This is a genomic window from Streptomyces sp. JLBG701 (genome assembly GCF_058544905.1).
The window spans coordinates 3,435,756-3,451,445 of sequence record NZ_CM178588.1; the positions used below are offsets into that span (position 1 = coordinate 3,435,756).

General features: G+C 69.8%; 15 protein-coding genes. 8 read left to right on the forward strand and 7 right to left on the reverse strand.

Features of this window, described 5'->3' with window-relative positions:
- Positions 1-110 precede the first annotated feature (110 nt).
- On the reverse strand, positions 111-1,316 hold the full coding sequence (locus tag AC5DRG_RS15660; protein WP_491811106.1) for a lipid-transfer protein: 1,206 nt from the start codon (positions 1,314-1,316) through the stop codon (positions 111-113).
- Positions 1,317-1,500: 184 nt separating this feature from the next.
- Between AC5DRG_RS15660 and AC5DRG_RS15665 the strand changes: the two genes are divergently transcribed.
- The 6 genes from AC5DRG_RS15665 to AC5DRG_RS15690 all read left to right on the forward strand — a co-directional run bounded on the left by AC5DRG_RS15665 (position 1,501) and on the right by AC5DRG_RS15690 (position 7,626).
- A complete protein-coding gene (locus AC5DRG_RS15665) occupies positions 1,501-3,240 on the forward strand; it encodes an MFS transporter (protein WP_491811107.1) in 1,740 nt (579 codons plus the stop codon).
- 150 nt (positions 3,241-3,390) lie between these two features.
- On the forward strand, positions 3,391-4,044 hold the full coding sequence (locus tag AC5DRG_RS15670; protein WP_491811108.1) for a class I SAM-dependent methyltransferase: 654 nt from the start codon (positions 3,391-3,393) through the stop codon (positions 4,042-4,044).
- Positions 4,045-4,253: 209 nt separating this feature from the next.
- On the forward strand, positions 4,254-5,210 hold the full coding sequence (locus AC5DRG_RS15675) for an N-acetylmuramoyl-L-alanine amidase (RefSeq protein ID WP_491811109.1): 957 nt from the start codon (positions 4,254-4,256) through the stop codon (positions 5,208-5,210).
- 155 nt (positions 5,211-5,365) lie between these two features.
- Complete coding sequence (locus AC5DRG_RS15680; protein WP_491811110.1) at positions 5,366-6,175, forward strand: hypothetical protein; 810 nt, start codon at positions 5,366-5,368, stop codon at positions 6,173-6,175.
- Between the two features lie 107 nt (positions 6,176-6,282).
- A complete protein-coding gene (locus AC5DRG_RS15685; protein WP_491811111.1) occupies positions 6,283-7,293 on the forward strand; it encodes an LLM class F420-dependent oxidoreductase in 1,011 nt (336 codons plus the stop codon).
- 45 nt (positions 7,294-7,338) lie between these two features.
- A complete protein-coding gene (locus tag AC5DRG_RS15690) occupies positions 7,339-7,626 on the forward strand; it encodes a hypothetical protein (protein WP_491811112.1) in 288 nt (95 codons plus the stop codon).
- Between the two features lie 37 nt (positions 7,627-7,663).
- On the opposite strand, the gene AC5DRG_RS15695 is transcribed toward AC5DRG_RS15690, so the two are convergent.
- The 3 genes from AC5DRG_RS15695 to AC5DRG_RS15705 are packed head-to-tail and all read right to left on the reverse strand — an operon-like array spanning position 7,664 to position 10,901.
- The gene (locus AC5DRG_RS15695) at positions 7,664-8,734 is read right to left on the reverse strand and encodes a prenyltransferase/squalene oxidase repeat-containing protein (RefSeq protein WP_491811113.1); all 1,071 of its coding nucleotides are present in this window, start codon (positions 8,732-8,734) and stop codon (positions 7,664-7,666) included.
- Positions 8,731-9,483, reverse strand: coding sequence for a class I SAM-dependent methyltransferase (locus AC5DRG_RS15700; protein ID WP_491811114.1), 753 nt, complete (start codon positions 9,481-9,483; stop codon positions 8,731-8,733). Before AC5DRG_RS15700 ends, AC5DRG_RS15695 begins: the two co-directional genes overlap by 4 nt.
- Complete coding sequence (locus tag AC5DRG_RS15705; RefSeq protein WP_491811115.1) at positions 9,477-10,901, reverse strand: glycosyltransferase family 4 protein; 1,425 nt, start codon at positions 10,899-10,901, stop codon at positions 9,477-9,479. The genes AC5DRG_RS15700 and AC5DRG_RS15705 overlap by 7 nt, the downstream gene beginning before the upstream one ends.
- Before the next feature lie 216 nt (positions 10,902-11,117).
- Here AC5DRG_RS15705 and AC5DRG_RS15710 point away from each other — a divergent pair, with 216 nt between their 5' ends.
- Complete coding sequence (locus AC5DRG_RS15710; protein ID WP_491811116.1) at positions 11,118-11,747, forward strand: TetR family transcriptional regulator; 630 nt, start codon at positions 11,118-11,120, stop codon at positions 11,745-11,747.
- A gap of 276 nt (positions 11,748-12,023) precedes the next feature.
- Here AC5DRG_RS15710 and AC5DRG_RS15715 read toward each other — a convergent pair whose 3' ends face one another.
- A complete protein-coding gene (locus tag AC5DRG_RS15715) occupies positions 12,024-12,257 on the reverse strand; it encodes a ferredoxin (protein ID WP_491811117.1) in 234 nt (77 codons plus the stop codon).
- Positions 12,258-12,260: 3 nt separating this feature from the next.
- Complete coding sequence (locus tag AC5DRG_RS15720) at positions 12,261-13,718, reverse strand: aldehyde dehydrogenase (protein WP_491811118.1); 1,458 nt, start codon at positions 13,716-13,718, stop codon at positions 12,261-12,263.
- A gap of 201 nt (positions 13,719-13,919) precedes the next feature.
- Here AC5DRG_RS15720 and AC5DRG_RS15725 point away from each other — a divergent pair, with 201 nt between their 5' ends.
- Complete coding sequence (locus AC5DRG_RS15725; RefSeq protein WP_491811119.1) at positions 13,920-14,948, forward strand: Strvi_7410 family MBL fold metallo-hydrolase; 1,029 nt, start codon at positions 13,920-13,922, stop codon at positions 14,946-14,948.
- Between the two features lie 64 nt (positions 14,949-15,012).
- Here the strand turns inward: AC5DRG_RS15725 and AC5DRG_RS15730 are convergent, their stop codons facing one another.
- Entirely contained in the window at positions 15,013-15,684 is a 672-nt protein-coding gene (locus AC5DRG_RS15730; RefSeq protein WP_491811120.1) for a phosphotransferase, read from the reverse strand.
- Positions 15,685-15,690: the final 6 nt, after the last annotated feature.

Genomic DNA, 15,690 nt, shown 5'->3' on the forward strand with positions numbered 1-15,690 from the left:
CGCCATATTCAAAACAGGCGAGGCCGACACCCCGGGAAGGGGCGCGGGGCTGTATCGATGTGCGGCTCCGCCGCGTGGGCGCGACAAGCCCCCACCGGCCCGCGGACTAGTCACAACGCTCCCAGCGGCGCCCGCAACACCGTCACCACCGCAGCCCCGCCCAACCCAATGTTGTGCGCAAGCCCCACCCGAGCCCCCGCCACCTGCCGCGCCCCCGCCTCCCCCCGCAACTGCCACACCAACTCGGCAACCTGCGCAATCCCGGTGGCCCCCAGCGGATGCCCCTTGGAGATCAGCCCGCCCGACGGATTCACCACCCACCGCCCCCCATACGTCGTAGCCCCCGACTCGACGAGCTTCCCCGACTCCCCCACCCCGCACATCCCGAGCGCCTCATAGGTCAGCAACTCATTGACGGAGAAGCAGTCATGCAGCTCTACGACATCCACGTCCTCGATGCCGAGCCCCGCACGCTCGTACGCCTGCCGCGCCGCCTCCCTCGACATGGGCTGCCCGACGACGTCGATACACGACCCCGACGCGAACGACTCCTCCGTATCCGTGGTCATCGCCTGCGCGACGATCTCCACGACCTTCCTCTCCCCCAACTCCCGCCGCTCCACGAACCGTTCGGACACGACGACCGCGGCGGCGGCCCCGTCGGAGGTCGGCGAGCACTGGAGCTTGGTCAGCGGCGCGTGCACGGTACGCGCGGCAAGGATGTCGTCCACCTCGTACACGTCCTGGAACTGCGCGTACGGATTATGGGCGGAGTGCCGGTGATTCTTGGCGGCCACGGCGGCGAGCTGCGCCTCGGTCGTCCCGTACCGCTCCATGTGCTCGCGGGCCGCGTCGCCGAAGATCTGCGCGGTGGGCGGAGTCATCTCGAAGCCGTGCCGGGCGGCCATGATGCCGTAGTGCCGGGCGACCGGGGAGGTGGCGAAGTCACCGCCGTCGGCCCCTCCCCCCAACGCGCCTCGCTTCATCTTCTCGAAGCCCAGCGCCAGCACGCAGTCGCTCGCCCCGCCCTCGACGAGCTGTCGCGCCAGCATCAGCGCGGTCGAGCCGGTCGCGCAGTTGTTGTTGACGTTGTAGACGGGGATGCCGGTCAGGCCGAGCTCGTACGCGGCGCGCTGGCCGGCGGTCGAGGGCTGGAAGCAGTAGCCGACAGGAACCTGTTCCACATCGCCGTAGGAGATTCCCGCGTCCGCGAGGGCGGCGTTCCCCGCCTCCCGCACCATGTCCCAGTACTGCCACTCCCGGGTCTCGGGCTTCTCGAACCTCGTCATCCCGACACCGGCTACATAGGCCTTCATGGCGGGTCAGACTAGAACACGTTCCACTGACGGGCCAGACCTGACGGGGGATCAGATCTCCATGGGCAGGTCAAGAATTCGTTAGTACGCCAAAGCATCGGAATAGTTGCCTGGACGTACGGGGTTCACCTGACACCTATCTGACTTCCCCTTACGTCACTTCCCGGCCTGGAGGCCTCACTCAATGACGCACACGTCGACCGACCAGCCCGCTCGAAGGCCGTCCGGCGCCATCGTGCCGGTGCTCGCCTTCGCGGGCATCGTTGTCGCGGTGATGCAGACCCTGCTCGTCCCGGTCATCAAGGATCTGCCGCAGCTGCTGGACACCGCGCCCAGCAACGCCACCTGGGTCCTGACATCGACGCTCCTCTCGGGAGCCGTGGCCACCCCGATCATGGGACGCCTCGGTGACCTGTACGGCAAGCGGCGCATGCTGATCCTCAGCCTGTCCGTGATGGTGGTCGGCGCGCTGATCAGCGCCCTCACCAGCGACCTGCTCACGATGATCGCCGGCCGTACGCTCCAGGGCTTCGCGATGGGCGCGATCCCGCTCGGCATCGGCCTGATGCGCGACATGCTGCCCCGCGAGAAGCTCGGCTCGGCCATGGCCCTGATGAGCTCCTCGATCGGCGTCGGCGGCGGACTCGCACTGCCGCTCGCGGCACTCATCGCCCAGCACGCCGACTGGCACGCGCTCTTCTACGGCGCGGCCGGCCTCGGCGCCCTCTCCATCGTCCTCACCCTCCTCGTCGTACCGGAGTCCCCCGCGCGCGCCGAGGGCACCTTCGACGTCCTGGGCGCGATCGGCCTCTCCGCCGGGCTCGTCCTCTTCCTCCTCCCCATCACCAAGGGCAGCGACTGGGGCTGGACCTCCGGCACCACGCTCGGCCTGTTCGCCGCGTCCGCCGTCGTCCTCGTCCTGTGGGGCGTGATGGAGCTGCGCCTCAAGGCCCCGCTGGTGGACCTGCGCACCACGGCCCGCCCGGCCGTCCTCTTCACCAACCTCGCCTCGATCATGGTCGGTGTCTCCTTCTACGTCGTCTCCCTCGTCCTTCCCCAGCTCCTCCAGCTGCCGAAGGCCACCGGGTACGGCCTCGGCCAGTCGATGGTGGTGGCCGGTCTGCTGGTGGCGCCGCTCGGGCTGACGATGATGTTCACGGCTCCCGTGTACGCCCGTATCTCCGCCAAGTACGGCCCCAAGGTCACCCTGATCATCGGCATGGTGATCATCGCGATCGGCTACGGTGCCGGCCTCGGCCTGATGAGCGCGGCCTGGCAGTCCCTCGTCATCGCCGTCGTCCTGGGCGCGGGTATCGGGCTCGCGTACTCCTCGCTGCCCGCGCTGATCGTCGGTGCGGTGCCGGCCTCGGAGACGGGTGCGGCCAACGGGCTCAACACCCTGATGCGTTCCATCGGTACGTCCGTGTCCAGCGCCGTGATCGGGATGGTGCTGGCGAACACCGCGAACAATGTGAACGGGGTTGCCATCCCGACCATGCACGGGTTCCGTGTCTCCTTCCTCATCGCGACGGGTGCGGTCGCGGTTGGGCTGCTCATGGCTCTCTTCCTGCCTCGCAATCGGCCGGCTACCAAGCCGCAGCTGCGTGCCAGCAGTGAGGAGGACGCCAACCTTGAGCGGGCGGCGGAGGTTCTCGGTGGGTTCCGGGGGCGGGTTCTTGCCGCCGACGGGGAGCCGGTCGCTCGGGCCAAGGTCACGTTGATCGACCGGCGTGGGCGGCAGGCCGGCGCCACGTTGTCCTCGGAGGACGGGAGTTATGTCCTGGCGGTGCCGGGGCAGGGGGCGTATGTGTTGGCTGCGCGGGCCTCCGGCCATGGGCCGCTTGCCTCGTCTGCTACGCATGCCGGTGACGAGACTGCTGTTGACCTGGATCTTTCGTTGCCCGGAGAGACTGTTAGCGCGTAGTCGGTTGTGTGTTGTCTGCGGGTGTGTGGGGGCTAGTCGCGCAGTTCCCCGCGCCCCTAAAGGGGCACTGTCCGTACCCTCCGTCGAATCATCGGCCGGGGGTACGGCAGCATGGGGCGCCCGTGCGCTCGTATCTCCGAAGGGACCCTCATGACCCCGGCCGCGCCCAAGCACTCCGTCCTGGCCGCCTTCGAGGCCGCCAAGGGGTTCATGCCCTTGGGTGAGGGGCTGGCCCTCTACGCGGCGGCCGTCGAGGCCGGGCGGCTGGGGCTTCCTCTCCTTGAGGTCGGGACGTACTGCGGGCGGTCCGCGATCCTGCTCGCCGACGCGGCCCGGGAAGCCGGCGTCACGGCGCTCACTCTCGACCACCACCGGGGCAGCGAGGAGCAGCAGCCGGGCTGGGACTACCACGACCCGGAGACCGTCGACCCCGAACTCGGCCTGATGGACACGCTGCCCACCTTCCGCCGCACGCTCCACCGCGCCGGGCTGGAGGACCACGTGGTCGCACTGGTCGGCCGTTCCCCGCAGATCGCGGCCTTCTGGAACTCCCCCCTCGCCCTCGTCTTCATCGATGGCGGCCACACCGACGAGCACGCGAACGCCGACTACGAGGGCTGGGCCCCCCACGTGAGCGAGGGCGGCCTCCTCCTCATCCACGACGTCTTTCCGGACCCGGAGGACGAGTTCACCGGCCAGGCCCCGTATCGGGTCTACCTCCGCGCCCTCGCTTCCGGCGCCTTCACGGAGGTCTCGGCTACGGACTCGCTGCGTGTGCTGCGGCGAACGGGGGCGGGGATCTGAGGGCGCGGTTAGGGCCTGCCCGGCGGATCAGGTCGCAGGGAAGAAACGGCGCCTCATAAGCGCAGGTGAGCGGGGTCTGGCGCGTGCAGCTGCAAGGCGGAGGAGGGCGTCGACGCGGAGCGTCGGCAACCGACGACAACGCCGCAGATGTGCGCGCCAGACCCCGCGTCTGCGAGCTGATCCGCCGGACAGGCCCTAAAGTCGCAGACGTGTCGTACGTAGGGCCTGACTTCGATCCTCCGCGCCCCCGCCGCTCCCGCCGCGGCCCCCTGACCGTCGCTGTCGCCGCGCTGGTGCCGGGGGCGTTACTCGGGTGGCTTGTCTATGACTCGGTGGGCGGGACCGGTGACGGGTCCGGCGGGTCGGGTACGGCGGCCGCGCGGGCGTCGGTTTCGGCGACGGCCTCCGCCTCCGGCACCGCCACCGCCTCTGCCTCCGGTGACGACGAGAAGCCGAGTCCCTCGCCGACCTCCTCCGCGCCCGCCGCCACCGGCCCTCTCAAGGGCAAGGTCGTCGTCATCGACCCGGGGCACAACCCGAACAACTTCCAGCACACGGCCGAGATCAACAGCAAGGTGCAGATCGGCAACGGCTCGAAGGAGTGCGACACCACCGGCACCTCCACCAACTCCGGTTACACGGAGGCCCGGTTCACGCTGGACGTGGCCCGGCGGATTCGCACGATTCTGGAGAAGCAGGGCGCCACCGTGAAGTTCACGCAGGACGGCGACCGTTCCTGGGGGCCGTGCATCGACGAGCGGGCCCGCATCGGCAACAACGCGCACGCCGACGCCGTCGTCTCCGTCCACGCGGACGGCGCGGGCACCGGCAACCGCGGCTTCCACGTGATCCTCCCGGGCTCCGTGCACGCGGGCGGTGCCGACACCCGGCCGATCGTCACCTCCTCCCGCGACCTCGGCGAGCGCATCGCGGGCAACTTCGTACGGGACACGGGCAGTACGCCCTCCAACTACGTCGGCGACGGCACCGGACTCGTCACGCGGACCGACCTCGGCGGTCTCAATCTCTCAACGGTCCCCAAGGTGTTCATCGAGTGCGGCAACATGCGCGACAGCAAGGACGCGGCGCTGTTGACCAGCGGAGCCTGGCGACAGAAAGCCGCGCAAGGGATCTCTGATGGAATCGTGAGTTTCCTGCACGGGTAGTACTCGGCGGGCTGATCCGGGCGGACACCCTGATGGGGCGGACGATAGTGTCCTCTTTACGATGAGGGGCCACCCCCGCGCTTCACACCGGGGCCTGAAGGCGACATGGTGACAGCGATGCCGATGACGAGACGACCTGCGAAGGACCGACTGAAGTGAATATCCGCTCCCTCACTCGAGGCGACGGCGTGGTGATCGGAGCAGCGGTATTGCTGTTCATCGCGTCGTTCCTCGACACGTACTCCAGCGAGACCGGCGGCGACATCCCCAATGCCTGGGAGAACCTCGGCCTGGTGATGAGCCTGTACATCGGCGGCATCATCGGGGCGGCCCTGATCGTCGTATCCCGCGCGCTCCCGCAGCCGCGCAAGGTCGCCGGACTCGACCTGGGGCAGTTGGGTGTCGCACTGACGATCTTCGCGGCGTGGACCTCCCTCTGGTCGATCATCGACCCGCTGGGCGCGTTCAGCGACACCGGAGCCGACATCGGCGCCGGCAGTGGCCTCATCCTCGGCCTGATCGGCGCCCTGGCGCTGGCGGGCGCAGCCGTCGCGACCCCCCTCGTCCCCGCCCTCCAGGCCGCCCTCATCCCGGCCCCCAAGCCGCCGCAGCCCCAGCCCTACGGCGCCCAGCCGCCCCAGGGTGGTTACGGCTACCCGGGCGCGGGTGCCCCGCAGCCGGGTCAGCCCTACGGTGGTCAGCCGCAGGCCGGTCAGCCCTTCGGGGCGCCGCAGCCGCAGGCGCAGGCCCCGCAGCCGCCCGCGCCGGACTTCTCGCCGTTCTGGTTCGCCGTGCCGGTGCCGCGCCCCCTGTTCTCCGAGGACGGTTCGCCGACGCCGATCGCCGAACTCGCGCCGGGCACCTGGTACCTGGCCGTCGAGCAGCGTGGTGCGGCTCTGGTCGCCCAGACGCAGGACGGTCGCCGTGGCGTCCTTCAGGACACGAGCGGCATTCAGCGAGGCTGATCCCCCGACGCCGACCGCGGCCCCTCTCCCTTCCGGGTGAGGGGCCGTTGTCGTAGAGTCGCAGCCCCTCGCACATAACTGACACACCGTCAGATGGGAGCGCCGGTATGCGGCTCGGTCTCGCACTCGGTTACTGGGGGCGCGGCCCCTCCCCCGATCACGTGCCCCTCGCCCAGGAGGCCGAACGGCTCGGCTACGACTCCGTGTGGACCGCAGAGTCCTGGGGATCGGACGCCTTCACGCCGCTCACCTGGATCGCCGCACAGACCTCAAGGATCAAGCTGGGTACGGCTGTTGCGCAGATGGCGGCCCGGTCACCCACCACCACCGCCATGCACGCCCTCACCCTCGACCATCTCTCCGGCGGGCGCATGATGCTGGGGCTCGGGCTGTCCGGGCCGCAGGTCGTCGAGGGCTGGTACGGGCGTCCGTTCCCGAAGTCGCCGCTGACCGCGACCCGGGAGTACGTCGATGTCGTACGGCAAGTCCTCAGGCGGGAAGGGCCCGTTGAGCTCGACGGCCGCTTCCACTCCCACCCCTATCGCGGCGCGGACGGCACCGGTCTCGGCAAGTCGCTCAAGTCGATCACCCATCCCCTGCGCGCCGAACTCCCCGTCCTGCTCGGCGCCGAGGGGCCGAAGAACATCGCGCAGACGACCCGGATCGCGGACGGCTGGCTGCCGCTGTACTGGTCGCCCGCGCGGAGTGAGGTGTATGAAGCCTCCCTCGCCGATGCTCCCGCCGGGTTCCTCGTCGCTCCCATGGCCCGCGTCAAGGTCTGCGACGACGTCTCCGAAGGGCTGTTGCCCGTCAAGGCCATGCTCGGCTTCTACATCGGCGGGATGGGGCACGCCGCCCGTAACTTCCACGCCGATCTCATGGGGCGCATGGGGTACGAGGAGGAGGCCCGGCGGATTCAGGCGCTGTTCCTGGAGGGCCGGCGGGAGGAGGCCGTACTGGCCGTTCCCGATGCCTTCGCCGACGAGATCTCCCTCATCGGGCCGCGTGAACGCATCGCGGAGCGGCTGGAGTCGTGGCGAAAGGGGCCGGTGACCGACCTGCTGGCCCTGGCCCCCGATCCGCACACCCTGCGCGTACTGGCCGAGCTCAACACGTAGGTGCGGGGTGGGTTTCATTCAGCGTTCAAGGGCAATTCGCAAGGTATGTCTCCTAGCAGCGGTTCGAACTCGGCCGGGTCGGTCATCGCGATCATCGCGGACATCATGGCCGGCATCCTCGGCCTGTGGATCCTCATGTACTTGCTGGACGCGAACCGCGCGAACGAATTCGTGCAGTTCATCCATGACGCGGCCCTCTGGCTCGCCGGCTGGTCCCATGACCTGTTCACGTTCGACGAGGCATGGGCGCGGGTCGTCTGCGGGTACGGCCTCGCGGCGGTCGTGTACCTGTTGGTGGGGCACGCCATCGCCGGCCGGATCGGCAAGCACTGAGCACACTCTGAAGCCCGCCCTGAGCTCACCGGCGCGCTCAGCCGCAGCAGTCCGTGTCCAGTCCCCTCGGGAGGTGTTCGCCGCCGAAGACCGCGCAGGTGGCCTCGTCGCCGCCCAGCGCGGCCACGGCCAGCAGCAGGGAGCCCGCCGTCCAAGTGGTCAGCTCCCGAGGCCAGATGGCCTTGTCGTCGAAGACATAGCCCGTCCAGTACAGGCCGCTCTCCGCGTCCCGCAGATGCTGGATCGACTGGAGAATGTCGAGCGCCCGGTCGGACTCGCCCAACACCCACAGGGCCAGGGCGAGTTCGGCCGACTCGCCGCCCGTCACCCATGCGTTGGGGACGACACAGCGCACCCCGAGACCGGGCACGACGAAGCGGCTCCAGCCCTGCTCCACCCGGGACTTGGCCTCCGCGCCGGTCAACGCGCCGCCCAGCACCGGGTAGTACCAGTCCATCGAGTAGCGGTCCTTGTCGAGGAACCGCTCGGGGTGCCGGCGTATCGCGTGCCGAAGCGCACCGACCGCCAACTCCCAGTCCGGCTGCGGCTCTTCACGCTGCTCGGCGATCGCGAGCGCACAGCGCAGCGCGTGGTGGATCGAGGAGCAGCCGGTGAGCAGCGCGTCGGCGGTCTGGGAGCCGTCGTCCTCCCGCTTCCAGCCGATCTGCCCGCCCGGCTGCTGCAGGAGCAGCACGCACTCGATCGCCGCGTAGACCGTCGGCCACATGCGGTCCAGGAAGGTGTCGTCCCCGGTCGCCAGGTAGTGGTGCCACACGCCTACGGCTATGTAGGCGACGAAGTTCGTCTCGCGCCCCCGGTCGGTGACGGCGTCGAAGTCGCCGTCGGCGTAGGCCGCGTACCAGGACCCGTCCTCGTTCTGATGGGCCGCCAGCCACAGGTACGCCCGCTCGGCGGCCTCGTGTTCGCCGGCCGCGTCCAGGGCCATCGCGGCCTCGGTGTGGTCCCACGGGTCGAGGTGATGCCCCCGGAACCACGGGATCGCGCCGTCCTCCCGCTGCACGGCGAGGATGCCGGCGACGGTCGCGGCGGCCTGCTCGGCGGTGAGGACCCCGGGCAGGACGAGGTGTTCTGTCCGGGGGGTGGTCACTTGGCGGCCACCTCGGAGTCCTTGGAGAGCTGGGGCAGATGCGGCTTGGTCGCGTAGGCCACGAAGCTCTTGCCGATCAGCGGGTTCAGCGCCTGTTCGGCGACCCGGGTGGCCAGCGGTTTCTTCATGATGTCCCAGACCAGGAGCTTGTGGTACGCCCGCACCGGCAGCGCCTTGTCGTTGTCGACGCCGAACGCGCACTTCAGCCACCAGTACGGGGAGTGCAGGGCGTGGGCGTGATGGGTGCCGTAGGGCTTGAGGCCGGCTTCCCTGATCTTCGCCAGCAGTTCGTCCGCCTTGTAGATGCGGATGTGGCCGCCCTCGACCTCGTGGTAGGCGTCGGAGAGGCTCCAGCAGACCTTCTCGGGGCCGTAGCGCGGGACGGTGATGGCGATCCGGCCGCCGGGCTTCAACACCCGTACCATCTCGGCGAGTACGCCCTTGTCGTCGGGGATGTGCTCCATCACCTCGGAGATGATGACGACATCGAAGGACTCGTCGGGGAAGGGCAGCGCGAGCGCGTCGCCCTCCATCGCGGTGGCGGTCGCGCCCTCCGGGGCCTCCCCCGCCTCCTTCATCGCCGCGAACCACTTCGCGACCTCGCGGATCTCCTCGCCGTTCTGGTCCAGCGCCACGACCTGGGCGCCGCGCCGGTAGCACTCGAACGCGTGCCGGCCGGCACCGCAGCCGAGGTCCAGGACGCGGTCGCCCGGGGCGAGCGGGAACCGGGAGAAGTCGACGGTCAGCACGTGGCCCTTCCTTCGCGATCGGGGGTTTCTACTGAGGTCACGGGGATGAGGCCTGCGTCTTGTGAGGCCGCGGAGCGGCCGGGTGGCGTGGGCGCGGAGCGGCTCAACGGGGCTGCCGCGGAGCGGGCGATGGCCTCACGGTAGTGGGCTACCGTTCCCTCGGCCGCTCGGGCCCAGGTGAAGTGGCGTAGGACTCGCTCGCGGCCCGCCGTGCCGAGGCGGAGGCGCAGCTCCGGGTCGGAGAGGAGGCGGCTGAGGCCGGTGGCCAACGCGCCCGCGTCTCCCGGGGGTACGGCGACGCAGGTCTCTCCGTCGCGGCCGGCGACCTCGGGGATCGCGCCGCCTGTCGTGGCGACCAGCGGGGTCTGCGTTGCCATCGCCTCGGCCGCCGGGAGGGAGAAGCCCTCGTACAGGGAGGGCACGCAGGCGACTTCCGCCGAGCGGACCAGATCGACCAGTTCGGCGTCGGTGATGCCCTTGACGAACTCGACGGCGCCGGAGAGTTCGTAGCGCTCGACGGCCTGCGCGACGGGGCCCTCGGCGGGGCGCTTTCCTACGACGACGAGGTGGGCGGCGGGGTGTTCGGTACGTACCTTCGCCAGCGCCTCGATGAGATGGACGAGGCCCTTCAGCGGAACGTCCGCGCTGGACGTCGTAACGATGCGGCCCGGTACGCGCGGCACCGACGGATCCGGTGAGAAGAGGTCGGTGTCGGCGCCGATGTGGACGACGTGGAGGCGGTCCGAGCGGACGCCCAGGTGGTCGATGATCTCCTGGCGGGAGGTGCCGGAGACGGTGAGGACTGACGGCAGGCGGCGGGCCACTCGCTTCTGCATGCGGGTGAAGCCGTACCAGCGGCGGACGGACGCCTTGCGGCGCAGGCCCTCGGCCGCGTCCAGCTCCAACTGCCGGTCGACGGTGATGGGGTGGTGGATCGTGGTGACCAGGGGCGCGCCGACGTCGCCCAACAGGCCGTAGCCCAGGGTCTGGTTGTCGTGCACGACGTCGAAGTGGCCGCGCCGGGCGCGGAGATGGCGGCGGGCGCGGAGCGAGAAGGTCAGGGGCTCGGGGAAGCCGCCGGTCCACATCGTCGCGACTTCGAGGGCGTCGATCCAGTCGCGGTACTCGCCGCGGCCCGGGGTGCGGAAGGGGTCCGGCTGCCGGTAGAGGTCCAGGCTCGGCAGCTCGGTGAGGGTGAGGCCGTCGTAGCCCTCGTCGAGGACGGGGTAGGGCTGGGAGCCGATGACCTCGACACGGTGGCCGAGGCGGACGAGTTCGCGGGAGAGGTGGCGGACGTAGACGCCCTGGCCGCCGCAGAACGGGTTCCCTTTATAGGTGAGGAGCGCGATGTCGAGCGGTCGCCCGCCGTCGGCGGCGGTTTCCCCCTGGGGACCCGCCTCGCTGGCCTCAGCGGTCACTCCGGGCCCCCTTCTCGCTTCACTTTCCCGCGACATTACGCCGCCACGGTAATCTAGAACAAGTTTCAGACTTGATCGTTCAGGAGGCTCTGAATCTACCGGCAGGTAGCAGTGCTGTGAGTGGTGGATCAGGTGATTCGCGCCACGGCAGAAGGCCCTGCCATGCTGTCTGATCACTCGCCCTCACCGACTGTCACGGACCACGGAACGGGACCCATGCCTGCGGAAGCCAAGGTGGAAGCCAGTACCGCGCGAGCCTCGACTCCGCCCCTCACGGAGCGGCAGGAGGCGCGCCGCCGGCGCATCCTGCACGCGAGCGCGCAGCTGGCCAGCCGGGGTGGTTTCGACGCGGTGCAGATGCGTGAGGTCGCGGAGTCCTCGCAGGTCGCTCTCGGCACCCTCTACCGCTACTTCCCGTCCAAGATCCATCTGTTGGTCGCCACGATGCAGGACCAGCTGGAGCACATGCACGGCGCCCTGCGGAAGAAGCCGCCGACCGGGGATTCGGCGGCCGATCGGGTCGCGGAGACCCTGATGCGGGCCTTCCGCGCCCTCCAGCGCGAGCCGCACCTCGCCGACGCGATGGTCCGGGCCCTGACCTTCGCGGACCGCAGCGTCTCCCCCGAGGTCGACCAGGTCTCCCGCCAGACGACGGTGATCATCCTCGACGCGATGGGCCTGGACCGCCCCACCCCCGAGCAGCTCTCCGCGGTCCGCGTCATCGAGCACACCTGGCACTCGGCCCTGATCACCTGGCTCTCGGGCCGCGCCTCCATCGCCCAGGTCAAGATCGACATCGAGACGGTGTGCCGGTTGATCGACCTGACGGATCCGGACGCGCGATAGAGGCAGTCGCGATAGAGGCAGCGCGGCTGGGCGCATGACGAAGACCTACGAGACGGGTTCCCTTCGCCGGCATGGTCCGGATCAGGTGACGGGGGTCGCCTTCCGGCCCGACTACTGCCTTCCGGCCTCTCAGCCCGACCGTCGACGTCGGCCCCGGCGGATGCCGAAGCGTCTCGCCAAAGTCGGCTACTCCGGTCGGACTCCCTCACTCGTCCCGTAGGCCAATAACAGAATAGAACGCCCAGTGCAATATGGAACCCCCGAAAGGGGACTTTTTTACTCCTCAGGCGGGAAAACCGGCTCGCCGCTCCCCAGCAGCGTGATCATGATGGCCTCGACCGGGCAGTTCTCCGCGGCCTCCAGGATCTTTTCGTTGGCGTCCGTCTCCGGGTCGACCGGGTGGGACTGGCGGCCCGCGTCCAGGTGGAAGCCGTCCGGGGCGCGGTGGACACACTGGGAGGAGCCGATGCAGATGGAGCGGTCGACCTCGACCTGCCAGCGGTCGCCCATGCTCTACGCCTCCCAGCCCGCCGGGAGGTGGATCATCTTGTGTTCCAGAAACTCGCCGTATCCCTCCGGCCCGAACTCCCGGCCAAGACCCGAGTTCTTGTAGCCGCCGAACGGGCCGAGCATGTCGAGACTGAAGGTGTTGACCGAGTACGTGCCCGTACGGACCTGGCGTGCGATGTCGATGCCGTGGGCGACGTCGGCCGTCCACACGCTGCCGCTGAGCCCGTAGTCGGAGTCGTTCGCGATCTTCACGGCCTCGGTCTCGTCGCCGTAGGGGAGCAGGCAGATCACCGGGCCGAAGATCTCCTCCCTGGCTATCCGCATGGAGTTGTCCACGTCGCCGAAGAGGGTCGGTTCGACGTACCAGCCTCGGTCCAGGCCCGCCGGACGCCCGCCTCCCGTAAGGATTTTGGCGCCTTCCTCCTGGCCGATGCGGATGTAGTCGAGGTTGCGCTGCTGCTGGCGTTTGGCGACCAGGGGGCCGACCTGGGTCGCGGCGTCCAGCGGGTCGCCCACCACGAGGGCACTCGCGGCCTGCGCGAACGCGTCCGCGAACTCGTCGTAGCGCGAGCGCGGTACCAGGATGCGGGTCTGGGCCACGCACGCCTGCCCGTTGTTCATCCAGGCCGCGGAGACGATGCCGGGGACGGAGGTCGTGATGTCCGCGTCCGGCAGGACGACCGCCGCCGACTTGCCGCCCAACTCCAGTGTCACGCGCGTGAGATTGCGCGAGGCGACCTCCATCACGCGCTTGCCGGCCGCGACGGACCCGGTGAAGGAGACCTTGTCGATGCCGGGGTGCCCGACGAGATACTCGCTGACCTCGCGGTCGGCGGGGAGGATCGACAGGACGCCCTCGGGCAGCCCGGCCTCCCGGGTGATCTCCGCGAGGATGTACGCGTCGAGGGGCGACTCGGGCGACGGCTTGAGCACGACCGTGCAGCCGGTGAGCAGCGCGGGCGCGAGCTTGGCGGCGGCGACGAACTGGGGGACGTTCCAGGGGACTACGGCCGCTACCACCCCGACCGGCTCGCGGCGCACGAGGATCCTGCCGAGGACTCCGTCGCGTGTCTCCTCGTAGGTGAAGTTCCGCGCGACCGTGATCGCCGCGTCCCACACCATCATCGCGCCGAGGGCCTGTGCGAGGACGCTCCAGGAGTACGGCGACCCGTTCTCGGAGGAGATGACGCGGGCGATCTCCTCGTGGCGTACGGCGATCGCGTCCTTGATCCGGGTGACCACCTCGATCCGCTCGTCGAGGGTCATCCGCGGCCAGGGTCCCTCGTCGAAGGCCTTGCGGGCGGCGGCGACGGCCCGGTCCACGTCGGCCGTCGAGGCGTGCGGCACGCGTCCGATGACCTCCTCGGTGTGCGGGGAGATCACCTCGATGACGTCCTTGCCCAGGGGGTCCGTCAACTCCCCGCCGATGAACAGCTGTCCGTGTTCCACGAGCTCGGTCATGGCGACTGCCTCCCCGGAACTACTTACTGACGCACCATCAGATAGTGGAACTGATACCAGTTCCACTCGGAGGAGTCCACGGACCTGACACCACTTCAACGCACCCTCACCCGTCGTACAGGTGACTTGGGCTACCGTCGAAACCCGTTCTAGTTATAGTGGCCGGACGGTGGCGACCGGACTGCGGCGATTGGGGAGCCCATGGCGGTGCACACGTCCGATCACGGCGGAGGCATACGGTCCATCAGGGTCCCCATCCCGGACAACCCCCTTGGATACACGCTGGTGTACGTCGTCGACACCGACCGGGGTCCGGTGCTCATCGACACCGGCTGGGACGACCCGACCTCCTGGGACACGCTCGCGGAAGGGCTGACGGCGTGCGGTACGTCGGTCGGCGAGACCCACGGCGTCGTCATCACCCACCACCACCCCGACCACCACGGCCTGTCCGCCAAGGTGCGGGACGCGTCCGGCGCGTGGATCGCCATGCACGCGGCCGACATCTCGATCGTGCGGCGGGCCCGCAGCACCGAACCGAGCCGCTGGTTCGCGTTCATGACGGCGAAGTTGGAGGCCGCCGGCGCACCCGAGGAGCACATCGCCCCGATGCGCAACGCCCGCCCCCGCACCCTGCCCGGCCTCGCCCCCGCGCTCCCCGACCGCGAGATCGTCCCCGGCGAACTCGTCGACCTCCCCGGCCGCCGCCTGCGCGCGATCTGGACCCCCGGCCACACCCCCGGCCACGTCTGCCTCCACCTGGAGGAAGCCCACCCGGCCCAACTCCCGGGCAACGGCCGCCTGTTCTCCGGCGACCACCTGCTCCCCTCCATCACCCCGCACATCGGACTGTACGAGGATCCCGACGACGCCACCGTCGCCGACCCCCTCGGCGACTACCTCGCCTCCCTGGAACGCGTCGCCCTGCTCACCCCGGCCGAGGTCCTGCCGGCCCACAAGCACACGTTCACCGACGCACCCGGCCGCGTACGGGAGTTGCTCGACCACCACGAAGAGCGCCTCACCGGACTCCACGCCCTGCTGACCACCCCGCTCACCGCCTGGCAGGTCGCCGAGCGCATGGAGTGGAACCGCCCCTGGTCCGAAATCCCGTACGGCTCAAGGAACATCGCCGTCTCGGAGGCCGAGGCCCATCTGCGCCGGCTGGTGAAGCTGGGGCGGGCGGAGTCGGTGACGGGGAGCGAGCCGGTGACGTACGTGGCGGTGTGAACGGCACCTGGCAGCTGGAAACCCGGGTCCTGCACCTGGCCTTCGGTGGACCGACGCCCACTGTCTAGAACGCGAGCGACCGGATCAACTCCTCCGCATCACCAAGGAGTTCGACCTCGCGGCGGGTCATCGTCGGCTGGGCGGCCCGTCGGCGTCGTGCCTCCGCGAGGCCTTCCTCCGTGAGGTCGGACGGGTCGGTGAGGAGGGCCGTCAGCATGGTGTGGGCGGGGTCGGCGAGCGGTTCGTCGGCGACGGCGACCTGGGCGAGGATCACGGCCGACATGCCCCAGTCCAGGGCCGGGGCGCCCTCCTCCGTGTTGGACCAGTCGATCACGTAGGGGCCGTCGGGCGTCAGCATCACGTTGTCCGGGTGCAGGTCCAGGTGGAGGATCCGGTCAGAATGGGTGGCGGTGCCGCTGCGGGCGGGGATCGCGTGCAGCCGTCGTAGCAGAGTGGCCAGCACCTCCCCCGCCTCGCGCGCGTCGATCCGGCCCGCGACGAATGCCGACAGCATCGTCGATCCGGTCAGCCGCCGCATCACCAGCTCGGTCCGCGAGGAGTCGTCGAGCCGCGCCTGGGGCACGGGGTAGCCGTGTCCGCGCACGTGCTCCATCACCGCGCCCTCGGCGAGCGCGTCCCCCCAGTCCTCCCGGTTGCGGCGCAGCACCCACGCCTCGTCGATCTCGTACACGTCGGCCGCACGGCCCGAGCCGATCAGTCTCCCCGTGATCCCCATGGGCCC